The sequence below is a fragment of the Thermostichus sp. MS-CIW-23 genome (genome assembly GCF_054059455.1).
The window spans coordinates 56,973-69,971 of sequence record NZ_JBSSCC010000009.1; the positions used below are offsets into that span (position 1 = coordinate 56,973).

Sequence of the window (12,999 nt, forward strand, 5' to 3'; positions counted from 1 at the left end):
GTTGCTGGGAATAGGCTTAAGAAAGTCTGTATTGCTTTGTACAGATTTACGCCGATTTTTGGAGAATCCACGCCGCTGCCTGTTCGCCGCTGCGCAGGGATCCCTCGAGGCTGCTCTGGTGGGTGTATTCCCCGGCCCAAAGGAGGCCCGGCAGGCCGCTAAAGGTGGGAACCAGATGCTGCTGAAAGCCGGGGGGTTGTACAAACTGGGCAAAAGGGATCCGGTACACCCGCAGCAGGCGCAGTTGCTCCAAGGGGGCTTTATCGCTACGCGACACTGCCGCGACGGGGAAGTAAGTTTGCAGCTCGGCCCGGCAGGCTTGGGCCAGCTCCTCGTCACCTAAGGGGGGATCCCCTAGCACCACCACCGAATACAGGTGTTGGCCAGGAGGAGCCAGCGCCGGGCTGATGCGGGTAAGTTGGACCCAATGGTTGATCCAGCCCTGGCCGGTGGCGTTGAGGTACAAGTAGGCGCCGCGGCTGAGGGAAAAGGGGGCGCAGAAGTAGAGACAGGTCACCGCTCGCCCCTGGGTGGGAATGGGGGTGGGGGCTTGAGGGCACAGCTCCGCCTGCCAGGCCCGTGCCTGAGGGGCATCAGTAGCACAAACTACCCACTCGGCAGGGATCTCTTCACCCTTGGCGGTGCGGATCCCGCGCACTTTCCCGTCTTCTGCCAGGATGCGCTCCACCGGGGTTTGGTAGCGAATCTGTTCGGGGGACAGGTGACCGGCCAGTTGTCGGGCCAGTTCTCCCATACCCAAGGCCGGGGTGACAATGGATCCCTCGGCCATCATCTTGAAATAAAAGGCAAAGAGGCGGGCGCTACTGCCCAGATCCGGATCTAGAAGGATCCCGCGGAAAAAGGGGTAGAAAAAGTGCTGGCAGATCTGTTGGGAAAAGCCGTACTGCTCCAGAAACTCCCGCAGCGAGCAATCGGATCCCCCCAGACCTTCTTGAAAGACTTGCTCAGGGCTGCGGCGCGCCAGCTCGGATCGCAATTGCAGCACCTTGAGCTTGTCCCCAAAGCTGGCCAAGGGGTTGAGCAAAGAGGGGAGAAGGCTGGACAGATCCCGTAGGGGATCCCCCAACAGCCAGCAGCGACCGGGTTGAGCCAAAATAGCGCCGGGCCGGTAGGGACGGGGATCGAGCTTGCCCAGATCCAAATGCTGTCGCACTTTGGGATAGGCGGTGAACAGCACCTGAAAGCCGCGATCCAGGCGAAAGCCATCCACCTTGTCGGTACGCACCCGCCCCCCAGGGCCATCGCTTTTTTCCAAGACGAGAACATCCCTCTGGCCCCTCAGCACCTTGGCACAGGTCAGCCCTGCCAGCCCCGCGCCGATAACCACCACTCTGCCCATGCTCTGCCGGGATCCCTTCTTCGTCGAGTATTTTATCTGCTTGGATCCCACTAGGGCTGAGCTGGGTCGGCTGGCCCCCAAATGCGAATTGAGCCATCGGCGCCACCACTGAGAAGGGTCTGCCCATATCGCTGCGCGACGCTTCCGCGACCGGGGCCAAACAGCAAGACGCTCACCATCCAAGTCTGGCCGCCCAGGGTGCGCAACTGTTCTCCGCTGCGCAGATCCCAGAGCTTGATCTGGTGAGCGCGGTAATCGGTGCCGCTGGCGAGCAAGCGGCCATCAGGGCTGAGGGCAAGGGCGGCCAAGCCGGACAAAGTCTGGGGCAAGGTGCGCTCTAGGGCTCCCACGCCCAGGTTCCAGACCAAGATGCCACCGGTACTGCCGGCAAGCAAATAGCGGCCATCTGGGCTCAGAAGCACCTGCTCGATGGGGTAGTCGGCCTTTAGGGTTTCCAGCAAGGCCCCGCTGCCGGGATCCCAAAGGTGAACGGTGGGATCTCCATTGGCGGCCACCAAGATCCAAGGGGGGATCCCTTCAGATTGGTGGGAAGTATTCATACGGGTAGGTCTTGGGCCAAAGGCCACTGCTGTAATGCCAGCCCTCTGAGGGGTCTCCTGGGCGGCAGCAGTGGGAGGCGCCAGGGTGCGGATCAACTGGCCGTTGTCGGCCTGCCAAAGGCGGATGGTGCGGTCGGCGCTGCCACTGGCAATCCAACGACCATCGGGGCTAATGGCGACACTGTTGATCAACCCGGTGTGCCCTTGCAACTGCAGCCGCGCCAGCACATCCCCAGGCCAGAGAGCCGGATCCCCCAGGGTCGCCAGATCCCAGACCCGTACCGTCTTGTCTGCCCCACCACTCACCAAAAAGGTACCATCTGGGCTGATGGCCAGTGCCTCAACGGATCCCTCGTGGCCTGCCCAGCTCTGGAGCAGTTGGCCAGCCTGGGGATCCCAAAGCCGGATCACGCCGTCGTCTCCCCCGGCAGCAAGGAGATTTCCATCCGGGCTGATGGCCAGAGCAGTGACGGCGACAGGGCCTTCCAGCGTAGCCTTGAGCTGCAAAGACTTGGCCCAGTCTGCCGGGTCGTTATCGCTACGCGACGCTTCCGCGACCGTGACGGCGGTGGGGACGGAGGCATGAGAACCGTTCTCGCGAGTAGGACGGAGTCCCAGGCCGTTGCGCTTTGCCGGGCTAGAGGATCCCGTTCTCGTGAGGGGGACAGAATCCTTGGGCTCCCCCCGCAGGCCAAGGTTCGCCCTCATCTGCCATACCCCTGCCACCGTCAACGCCAGCAAAGCCGCCAAGCCGCCTCCTGCCCAAACCGGTGGGATCCGGGGACGCGCCCGCAGCGATACCGGAGAACGCGGTGGGGTGGTTGGCTCCTGTAAGGGCTCGGCGGCGACAGGGCTGGGCTGGGACAGGAGTTCGGCGGCAGGGGGGCTCTCGGCGGGGGGCAAAGCCTGCAAAGTGGCCAGAGCTGCTGTTGCTGAAGGAAAGCACTGTTGTGGGTTGCAGCTCACCAAACGATCCAGAAAAGCAGCAAAAGGAGCGCTAGTAGAGGCCAGATCGTGCCAGCGCAACTCCCCCGTCAACGGGTCGCGAAACAGCTTCTGGGGCGGGATCCCGCAGAGGGCCTGCAGGGCAATCAGCCCAAGAGCATAGAGGTCGCTGCAATGCCTGGGGCCATAGGGGTTCCCGAAGCCAGAGCCGGAAAAAGCCAGACCCTGTTCCTCACCCCCCCACTTCAACAACACCCATCGCCCATCCGCCTGACGGTAGATCAAGCGAGAGGGCTGCAGGTTGCAGCAGCTCACCCCTTCCCCATTCAGGAAGGCCAAGGTTTGCAGCACATCCTGCAACAAGGCTCGTACCTCAGCCTCTGTCCAGTCGTGCCCCCAATGGCAGTGCATTTGGCGGGACGGAGTCGTTAGCTGGCCCCTCTCGGTTGCGTTACCTAGCAATAGAGCTTGTTCCAGGGTGGGCCCTTCAACCCATTCTTCCACCCAATAAAACTCCCCCTCTTGCTCAAAGCAGGCCAACAGGCGGGGGATACCCTCGTGGGATCCCAGGTGCTCCCGCAGCGCCACTTCTTGCTGAAAGAGATGCCGTAGCGAGGCGGAGTCCTCACTGTGTTCGCGGTGCGGAGCATTTTGGCCGGCCTGCCAGCGTTTGAGCACCACCCGAAGCCGCTCAGGATGATGGCTATCCTGTGCCAAGTAGGTTTGTCCGCTGGATCCCAGTGCTTCCAAGATCTGATAGCGGCCACCCAGGGTCTGCCCTACCATGGGGAGAGTGCGAACCTTTTCCTTCCGACCCATCATGCCATAGCGACGTGAGACTCAGGCTAACCGTTCACCCTTGCGTTCACGGTGCGGAGCACCTGGGTGGGATAGAGTCCTCGCCGCATCAGTCCTCCACCGCCATGGCTGAGGTGAGCAGAGCAAAAAGCGAAAGGGGATCCCGACAGCCGCTTTCGGTCAACTTTCTCCCTGGAGCAGGCTGAGTTGCTCAGCGACCTGGGGGATGTTGTTGCAAAACCTGCTTCAAATATCGCCCTGTATGGGATCCGGGGTGCTCAGCCACCTGTTCTGGAGTGCCAACGGCGATGATCTGGCCGCCGCGGTCGCCGCCCTCTGGCCCCAAGTCAATAATCCAATCAGCACAGCGGAGAATGTCCAGGTTGTGCTCGATCACCAGCACGGTGTTGCCTGTATCCACCAGCCGCTGCAGGACGTTCAAGAGCTTGTGGACATCGTAAAAAGACAAGCCGGTGGAGGGCTCATCCAGCAGATAGAGGGTTTTGCCGGTGGAGCGGCGGGCCAGTTCTGCGGCCAGCTTGACCCGTTGCGCTTCCCCACCGGAGAGGGTAGGAGCTGGCTGGCCCAGCTTGATGTAATCGAGGCCCACATCGGCCAAGGTCTGCAGGATCTTGGCGGCAGGAGGCAGGGCAGCGAAAAACTCCAGCGCCTCCCCCACCGTCATATCCAGGACTTCGGCGATGTTCTTGCCCTTGTACCTGACCTGCAGGGTTTCGCGGCTGTAACGGCTGCCCCCGCAGACTTCGCAGGTGACGTACACATCGGGCAGGAAGTTCATTTCAATCACGTTCACCCCCTGCCCTTTGCAGGCTTCACAGCGCCCCCCCTTGACATTGAAGGAAAAGTGGCCGGATGGGTAGCCTCTGGCCTTGGCATCCAAGGTTTGGGCAAAGGTTTGGCGGATGGGATCAAACAAACCCGTGTAGGTGGCAGGGTTGGAGCGGGGGGTACGGCCAATGGGAGATTGGTCGATGACGATCACCTTGTCGATGTGTTCGATGCCCTCAAGTTCTCCCATCTCCGCGGGTTGGGGCACCTTGTGTCCAAGATGGTGCTGCAGGGCAGGGTAGAGCAATTCGTTGACCAAGGTGGATTTGCCGGAGCCGGAGACGCCTGTAACACAGACCAACTTGCCCAGGGGGATCTCTACATCAATGTGCTTGAGGTTGTTTTTGTGGGCATTGGTGAGCTTGAGAGAAACCGCCTTGCCGGCCCGCCGCTGCGCAGGGGTAGGGATCCGCAGCCGCCCCGAAAGATAAGCTCCGGTGATGGAGCGCTCGCAGGCCATGATGTCCGCCAGGGATCCCTGGGCCACCACTTCCCCGCCGTGGATGCCGGCCCCAGGGCCGATATCGACGATGTGGTCGGCGGCACGGATGGTTTCTTCGTCGTGTTCCACCACGATCAGGGTGTTGCCCAGATCTCGCAGGCGAAACAGGGTTTGCAACAGGCGCTCGTTGTCCCGCTGGTGGAGGCCAATCGAGGGTTCGTCCAACACGTAGAGCACCCCCGTCAAGCCGGAGCCCATCTGGCTGGCCAGCCGGATCCGCTGCGCCTCGCCCCCGGAGAGGGTCATGGCCGGGCGGGCCAGCGTTAGGTAGTCCAGGCCCACATCCACCAAAAACTGCAGCCGGGTTTTGATCTCCCGCAGCACCAGCTCGCCGATCTGCACTTGTCGCGGGGTAAGTTTCAACTGCTCCAGGCGGTGCAGGCAGTCGCGGATGGAGATCTCGGTGAGATCGGTAATGCGGTAGCCGCCGATGCGCACGGCCAGAGCTTCCGGCTTGAGACGGGATCCCCCACAGGCGGAACAGGGACGGTAGGTGAGGTAGGCTTCCAGCTTTTGCCGATAGATTTCGGAAGTGGTTTCCTGGTAGTGCCGCTGCAATTGGGGAATCACCCCCTCATAGCGGCGATAGTACCCCCGGCCTCGGTACTGAGATTCTACCTCGGCGATGTAGACCTCCTGGTCGGCGCCGTAGAGGATGATCTGCTGTTGCTGGGGGGTGAGATCACACCAGCGGCTGCTGAGGTCAAAGCCAAAAGCCTTGGCGGCTCCCGCCAACAAAGCCAGATAGTAGGGGTTCTCCCGCTCTGCCCAAGGGGCGATGGCCGCGTACAAGGGGAGCTTGGGATCCGGCACGATCCGCTCGGGGTCGAAGATGGGCTCAAAGCCCAGCCCGTGACAGACAGGACAGGCCCCAATCGGCGAGTTGAAGGAAAACAGGCGCGGCGACAGCTCGCCCATCACCGAACCGTGCTCCGGGCAGGCAAATTGCTCAGAAAAGACCAGCTCCGTTGGCTTGCCGTTCAGGTATTGCCCCGCCGACTCGGCCACCTTTTGCAGCAGCTGTTCTCGCTCCTCTTCCCGCGGCAGCAGCTCCACCACCGCAATTCCTCCCGACTGGCGCAGGCAGGTTGCCAGAGAATCGGCCAGTCGCTCCGCTATGTCGGGGCTCTTGACCAGCCGATCCACCACCACCTCGATAGTGTGGGTCTTGTTTTTGTCCAAGGTGATCTCTTCGCTGAGATCCCATACCTGGCCGTCGACACGCACGCGCACAAACCCTTGCTGGCGCAAGCTTTGCAACAGGTTGGCATGGGTGCCCTTTTTCCCCTTCACCACCGGCGAGAGCAACTGAAACCGAGCCCAATCCGGCAGAGCCATGATCTGATCCACAATCTGATCCACCGTCTGCGGGGCGATCACCCGGTTGCAATGGGGGCAGTGCGGGATCCCAGCTCGCCCATACAGAAGCCGCAGGTAGTCGTAGATTTCGGTAACGGTGCCGACGGTGGAACGGGGGTTGTGGCTGGTGGACTTTTGATCGATGGAGATGGCCGGACTCAAGCCCTCGATGCGATCCACATCCGGCTTGTCCAGTTGCCCTAGAAATTGCCGCGCATAGGCGCTGAGGGATTCCACATAGCGCCGCTGCCCTTCGGCAAAGATGGTGTCGAAAGCCAAGGAGGACTTGCCCGATCCGGAGACGCCCGTGAATACCACCAGGCGATCCCGCGGGATCCGCAGGTTGACATTCTTGAGGTTGTGCTGCCGCGCCCCCACCACGTGAATTTCGTTTTGGCTGGACATCTCACCACCTTTTCGCGCAGCGTGTCACAGGTATCCCGTCGAGACCGGCGAGTAACAAAATCTTAACGATTCTTAGTTAACGATTCTAATGCTCTTCGCTTTGTCCAAAAGGGGATCCCAGGGAGGGCAAACCGGTAGCAAAAAAGACTTGGCTATGCTGGAAAGGACTGAATCCCAGGGGCCATGACCTGGACACTGCCATCCGTTCAAAAGGTGTTTGTTTACCTGTTGGTGGGGATCGCCTTCACGGCCCTTTGTCTGGGGGATCAGGCTCTGTCGCCACCGGTCATTGCCGTTTGCTTGGCCGCAGGGGCCTGCAGTTGGTTTTGGGAGCCGCCAAGGATTGCTTTTGCCCGCTATGCCCCCCTGTGGATGCCCCTGACGGTGGCGGTGTTGCTTAGCCTGCTGGCTTTGGTTATCTTTGGGACCCTTCCCTTTTCCGATGGGGCCATTGGCTTGGTGCTTTACCTAACGGGGGCCAAGCTGTTTCAGCGGGAACGGGCAGCCGATCACATCCAGTTGGCGGTGCTGTCTCTGCTGCTGATGGCCATTGCCACCCTGTTCAACGAAGACATCAGCTTTGGGCTGCTGTTTTTGTTGTACGTGGGGGTGGGACTGATCAACCTCACCCTTTACCACCTGCGCCTACAAACGGAACAGCACCCGCAGGCAGCCAGCCAAACCCGTGGCATCAACCTCAACTTTTTGGGCTTTCTCGGATCCCTGGCTTTGCTGGCGGTGATCCTGTCCGTGGCTTTGTTTTTCTTGTTCCCGCGGGTCAGTTTAGGAATTCTGGGTCGCCAGGCCCGCTCGCCGGTGATGACCACTGGCTTTGCCGAGGAAGTCAGCCTGGGAGCATTCGGCACCCTCAAAACCGATAACACCGTTGTCATGCGGGTGGAATTTCCGGCAGGGGTGCCGCCCCGTGTGGAGTCCCTCTACTGGCGCGGGATCAGCTTTGATCGCTACGATGGACGGGCCTGGTCGCGAACGCTAGACCGCTTCATCCCCATTTTCCCCAACGCAGCAGGGGTATTTGATCTCTCTGCCTCCAGCTTGATCCCCACTGCTCCCGACCTGCTGCTTCTCCCCTTGGAGCAGCTTATCTATCTGGAGCCGCTGGTCACCAACACCGTTTTTGGGGTGGCCCCGCTGGTGGAGATGGAATGGCTGGAGCGGGGCGGAGCAGCGACGGTGCAACAAGCTTGGCAACGGCAGAATCGCCGCCTCATCTTGAGCGAGACCGGAGATGTTGGCCATTCTCTGCCTCGGCAGGTGCCCCATCTTTACCGCGCCCGGAGCCGGATCTCAAGGGAGTTAAGCCCGCGCTTGCGCCGGCTAGGCCACGCGGAGCTGTTCAGTGCTCTCGACCCAGTCCAACAGGCAGCCTATCTGCAGTTGCCAGCAGACCTGGATCCGCGCATTCCCGCCTTGGCTGAAGACGTTACCGCTGGGATCCCCGATGTCTTTGGCAAGGTGACGGCTTTGCAGAACTACCTGCTGGAGAACTACGCCTATACCACCGATCTGCCGGATCCCGGCCCTGAACCGCCTTTGGAAGCCTTTCTGTTCACCCATCGGCGGGGCCACTGCGAATATTTCGCCACAGCCCTGACGATACTGGCCCGCAGCATTGGCATCCCGGCCCGGATGGTGAATGGCTTTTTGGGCGGGCGCTGGGTGGCGCAGGAAAATTATCTGGCAGTACGCAATGCCGACGCCCATTCCTGGACGGAGATCCCCTTTGGCCCCTACGGCTGGGTCATCTTTGACGCTACGCCGGCAGAGGCCAATGTTAGTCAGCGGCAGAGCTGGTGGGATCCCCTTCAAGATTTCTACGACAGCTTGCGCTTCCGCTGGTTTAAGTACGTCATCCAGTACGACCTATCCACCCAGCGGCAGATCTGGCGGCAGATCCAGGAGCTGGCCAGCCGCGTAACTGCTCCCCAGGAGCGGGAGGATGTCATCACTGCCTTCCGTCGTAGCCTGGTGGGTTGGGGGCAAACGCTGCAGCGGAATGGACTACCGCTACTGGGGGTGGTGGTGATCACCGGCTCTACGGCCTATTGGGGCCGCCGCCGCCGCTATCGGGCTTTGCGCTGGCAGGATAGGGGGTGGATTCTGTTGGCCACTGCCGCCAATGGGGTGGTGATGGGATCCCTGTGGCAGCCTCCGCCCCCCTGGCCCACCTGGATGGTTGGCCTCTTGCTACCGAGTCTGGCCTTTGCTGGGATGCGCTGGATCCCGGCGGCTCTACCCAAGTCGCAGCAGCGCCGCCAGCTTATCTCAAGGCTTTATCTGCAACTGCGGGATCTGGCGACGGCGGTGGGGATCCCAGCCCACCTAGGCCCTGAGGCCTGCCTGGAACACTTGCGCCACTCCGACTTACCACAAGCCCAGGTGGCCATCCAGTTCTTGGAGCGCTACCTGGAGGTGCGCTTCGGTGGGATCCCGTTGGAGGCGGGCGAATTGCAGCGCTGGCAACAGCAATTCAAACAGCTCAGACGAGCATGGCAGCCACTGGCCAAAACCCCCAGAAGAGCCGCCTGACCAGAAGGACGGCTATGCCCTGGAGCAGGTACCCCAAAAGCCCTGCGAGAAACCTTGACAGTTATGAGACAGTTAAGAGATAGTTAACGTTAGTTATAGACCCCGTAAGCTGCACTGTCAGACGGGGAAATCGCTCAGTGGCGCACTCGCTTCAGGCACGTTTCGCGCTGCTGCATTGCTATGCCCTTGCAAACTCATCTGAAGCTGTGTTACGTTTCTAACGTTCAGCTTCGAACGAGCAAGGGCGTGTTAGCTATGCGTAGCTACTCTTTGAGGGCGGCTTTGGCTGCAACTTTGTGTCTGCTGTCCTCGTCAGTTTTTTCCTCTAGTGTGGCTCAAGCGGCGCCTAAGCCAACCGGCAACGGTGCAATCTTCTTTCACCCAGATGGAACCTCAGCTTCCCACTGGGACATCACACGCATTCTCTACAAGGGCCCAGATGGCTTCTTGAACTGGGATCGTCTTCCCGTGATTGCCCCCTATCGCGGGCACCATTTCGACCAGCTTGGGGGAACTTCCAACGCCGGAGCGGTGACCCATGCCACAGGAACTCGTGTCCACGCCAAGAGCTTTGGGTTGGATCCGGACGGCAAAGAGTACCCCTCTGCCAACGGCACCCTGAACACGATCATGGAAGAGGCTGTGGCGGCAGGCTTGGGTACGGCTCTGGTGCAAACGGGATCCATCATTGAGCCGGGGACGGCTGCCTTCGTTGCCAAAGCTGCCAAGCGCAGCAACTATGAGGAGATTGCCCTGCAGGTGGTGGAGTCAGGGGTAGACATCATCCTCGGCGCTGGCGAGGAATGGCTGCTGCCGGAAGGTGTCCAGGGCCGCTTTGGCAAAGGGAAGCGCAAGGATGGCCGCAACCTGATTGAGGAGGCCAAGAAAAAGGGGTACGCCGTTGTCTACACCCGCGACGAGCTGCTCAAGCTGCCGGCAGATGTCTCCAAAGTTTTGGGGGTGTTCAACGTCGAGGACACCTTCTACGACAAGCCTGAAGAAGAGTTGCGGAAAGAAAACTTGCCCAACTACATCGCCAGCGCCCCCACCATTGCCGAGATGACCGAATTTGCCCTGGCGCGGATCTCCCGCAATCCTAAGGGCTTCTTCGCCGTCATCGAAGAAGAGGGCACTGATAACATGTGCAACAACCTCAATGCCTCTGGCTGCCTGGAGGCCATGAAGCGGGCCGACGATGCCATCGGGGTGATTCTCAACTTTATCGAGAAGAATCCCAAGACCTTCATGATTACCACCAGCGACAGCAATGCCGGTGGCATGCAGTTGGTGGATGTCGAGTCCGCCGATGAGCCGTTGCCCCCTACTGACCCCGAAGGCAGTGGTGCCCCCATTGACGGAGTTGACGGCACCGGTAGCAAGCCGTTCATTTCCGCTCCCGACAAAAATGGCAAGCGCTTTCCCTTTGCCGTGGCTTGGGCTACCGGAGATGACGTCGGCAGTGGAGTCATCGCTCGCGCTGCGGGCTTGAACGCTCGAGAGCTAGTGCCGGTCACTGGAATCCTGAACACAGACATCTACCGCATTCTCTACTTCGTGCTCTTCGGGGAGCGCATCCCCAGCGAGCTGAAGCCCTAGTGTCTGCTGTGGTCACCTGCCTTGGGCGGGTGTTTGCCCCACAAGCTCTGTCCGTCACGGGGGATCCATCCAGTGGATCCCCTTTTTTTATGAGAACCACATAACGGCGAAGGGGCTAGCTCAGCAAAGCAGATAGACGTAGTTCATTTTGCGTTAGAACTGTACTACAGTGGGCTATCATGGAGCCGAGACTGTCCTTTGGGTTTGAGTTTGTTCCACCAACGCGAACTGCGATCTTCAACCATGCCCACTCCCGCTGACTCCTCTCCATCCCCCCTTCTCCAAAGCGACGAGGTTCTCAAGCCTGAGGACTCTGTTCCGCTGAGGGGGACGGTATTGGCGGCCCGTGAGCCTTTTTTGGGGCTGTTGCGGGATCTGGCGCGGGCCTACCAAGCTTTTGAAAATTACGCCGGGGTTCACATTCGGCAAATGGGGCTGACGGCCCCCCAATTCGATGTGTTGGTTACCCTTGGCAATACCCCTGGGATGACCATGAATGTCTTGGCCCAAAAAACGCTGGTGACCAAAGGGACACTGACCGGCATTGTGGATCGCCTGGAACAAAAAGGGCTGGTGCGCCGGGAAGTGCCCCCGGAAAACCGACGCTGCTTTAAGGTCGTGCTGACAGAAGCGGGGGAAAAACTGTTTGAGGAAATTTTCCCGGCCCACGTCGCCTACTTGAAAGAGCGCTTCCAAAAGCTGGATCCCTCGGAGATGGCGCAGATCCAGGCTTGCCTTAAAAAACTGCAGGCTATTTTCTAGCGCTTTCAGCTAGAAATCGCAGGAGCCCCGCACTGTACCCGTAGGGTCAGTGCCGGGAGGAATGCGGAAGTTATGATAGAACCATGACCCAAGTCCTGACCGTATCCTGCAAGCTCAAGGTGTCCCAGTCGCAGGCCGCCAAATTGGACGCGACTTTGGAGGCTTTTGGCCAAGCCTTGAACTGGGTCAACCAAAACACACCCGAGAAAGTCGCCAACGCCGTTAAGCTCCAGTCTCTGTGCTACCGCGAAATCCGTGCCCAGTTCGGCTTGTCCAGTAACTTGGCTCAACAGATATGCAGACGGGTAGCGTCTGCTCGCAAGGTGGCACAACAGAAAAACCGCCCCGTCAAAGCGTTCAAGGGTGGCTTCGCTACCTACGACGCTCGTATCTTTTCGTTCCGCGAGAAAGACTGGACGGTGTCGCTGACCACGGTGGAGGGTCGGGAGCGCTTTGAGCTGGCGATTGGCCGCTACCAGAGAGAACGGCTGGCGGGCTCCAATCCCAAATCTGCCACTCTGGTCAAGCGTAAAGACGGCTCCTACTCCATTCAAATCTGTGTGGAAGCGGAGCCATCCCCACCGCAACGCACGGGCAGAGTGCTGGGGGTGGACTTGGGGAGGACGGATATTGCCCATACGTCAGAGGGGGACAATTGGAATGGACAGCAGTTGAACAGAGTCCGCGACCACTACTCTCGATTGAGGGCGGCACTCCAACGCAAAGCCAGTAAGGGCACACGCAGTTCGCGGCGCAGATGCCGTCAACTGTTGCAACGGCTGTCTGGCAAGGAGAGACGTTTTCAGGCGTGGGTCAATCATCGCATCTCCAAAGCTATTGTCTCTAGGGCAAAAGCTACCAACAGCGCTATTGCCCTGGAAGACCTGACAGGGATCCGGAAAAGAGTCAATCAACAGCCGCGCAGCAAAGCCGAGCGGCGCAGGGCCAACAGTTGGGCGTTCTACCAACTACGTCAATTTCTGGAATACAAGGCGAGGGCTGCAGGGGTTTCTCTGATTCTTGTGCCGCCTGCTTACACGTCGCAGACCTGTCACAAGTGTTTACACATCCATCCCGATCCTGCGCAATCCTACCGCAGTGGAAAGAAGTTTAAGTGTGGGCACTGTGGATGGGAAGGGGATGCGGATTTGAATGGTGCGAATGTGATTGCGCTTTTGGGGGCTGTCGTAAACCAGCCTAGAGGTTCGGGCCTGTTTTGTTCTCTGGTAGGGCAGAGCAGGCTCAGGGCTACTGAAAGCCCGCTCCGTACCGCTTTAGCGGTCGGAGTCGGGTAGTTTACATTCCCCTCTCCG

7 protein-coding genes are annotated in these 12,999 nt (G+C 60.0%); 4 read left to right on the forward strand and 3 right to left on the reverse strand.

The window, feature by feature from the left end; translation table 11 throughout:
* Positions 1-46: 46 nt before the first annotated feature.
* The 3 genes from ACVW0B_RS05140 to uvrA all read right to left on the reverse strand — a co-directional run bounded on the left by ACVW0B_RS05140 (position 47) and on the right by uvrA (position 6,778).
* Complete coding sequence (locus ACVW0B_RS05140) at positions 47-1,360, reverse strand: FAD-dependent oxidoreductase (RefSeq protein ID WP_457491115.1); 1,314 nt, start codon at positions 1,358-1,360, stop codon at positions 47-49.
* Positions 1,361-1,410: 50 nt separating this feature from the next.
* The gene (locus ACVW0B_RS05145; RefSeq protein WP_457491116.1) at positions 1,411-3,651 is read right to left on the reverse strand and encodes a WD40 repeat domain-containing serine/threonine-protein kinase; all 2,241 of its coding nucleotides are present in this window, start codon (positions 3,649-3,651) and stop codon (positions 1,411-1,413) included.
* Between the two features lie 223 nt (positions 3,652-3,874).
* Positions 3,875-6,778 (reverse strand): excinuclease ABC subunit UvrA, encoded by a 2,904-nt coding sequence (gene uvrA, locus ACVW0B_RS05150; protein ID WP_457491117.1) that lies wholly within the window; start codon positions 6,776-6,778, stop codon positions 3,875-3,877.
* A gap of 183 nt (positions 6,779-6,961) precedes the next feature.
* On the opposite strand from uvrA, the gene ACVW0B_RS05155 reads away from it, so the two are divergent.
* The 4 genes from ACVW0B_RS05155 to ACVW0B_RS05170 all read left to right on the forward strand — a co-directional run bounded on the left by ACVW0B_RS05155 (position 6,962) and on the right by ACVW0B_RS05170 (position 12,981).
* Complete coding sequence (locus ACVW0B_RS05155; protein WP_457491118.1) at positions 6,962-9,328, forward strand: transglutaminase TgpA family protein; 2,367 nt, start codon at positions 6,962-6,964, stop codon at positions 9,326-9,328.
* A 246-nt stretch (positions 9,329-9,574) separates the two neighbouring features.
* Positions 9,575-10,924: an alkaline phosphatase gene (locus tag ACVW0B_RS05160; protein ID WP_457491119.1), complete on the forward strand. Its 1,350-nt coding sequence runs from the start codon at positions 9,575-9,577 to the stop codon at positions 10,922-10,924.
* Between the two features lie 336 nt (positions 10,925-11,260).
* Positions 11,261-11,686, forward strand: a complete 426-nt coding sequence (locus ACVW0B_RS05165; protein ID WP_011432828.1) for a MarR family winged helix-turn-helix transcriptional regulator — start codon at positions 11,261-11,263, stop codon at positions 11,684-11,686.
* A gap of 83 nt (positions 11,687-11,769) precedes the next feature.
* Entirely contained in the window at positions 11,770-12,981 is a 1,212-nt protein-coding gene (locus ACVW0B_RS05170; protein ID WP_457491120.1) for an RNA-guided endonuclease InsQ/TnpB family protein, read from the forward strand.
* The last annotated feature ends 18 nt before the right edge of the window (positions 12,982-12,999 follow it).

Bases quoted from the DNA above. Each gene is read 5' to 3' on its own strand.
- ACVW0B_RS05140 (WP_457491115.1), bottom strand. From the start codon at position 1,360: ATGGGCAGAGTGGTGGTTATCGGCGCGGGGCTGGCAGGGCTGACCTGT.
- ACVW0B_RS05145 (WP_457491116.1), bottom strand. From the start codon at position 3,651: ATGGTAGGGCAGACCCTGGGTGGCCGCTATCAGATCTTGGAAGCACTG.
- uvrA (WP_457491117.1), bottom strand. From the start codon at position 6,778: ATGTCCAGCCAAAACGAAATTCACGTGGTGGGGGCGCGGCAGCACAAC.
- ACVW0B_RS05155 (WP_457491118.1), top strand. From the start codon at position 6,962: ATGACCTGGACACTGCCATCCGTTCAAAAGGTGTTTGTTTACCTGTTG.
- ACVW0B_RS05170 (WP_457491120.1), top strand. From the start codon at position 11,770: ATGACCCAAGTCCTGACCGTATCCTGCAAGCTCAAGGTGTCCCAGTCG.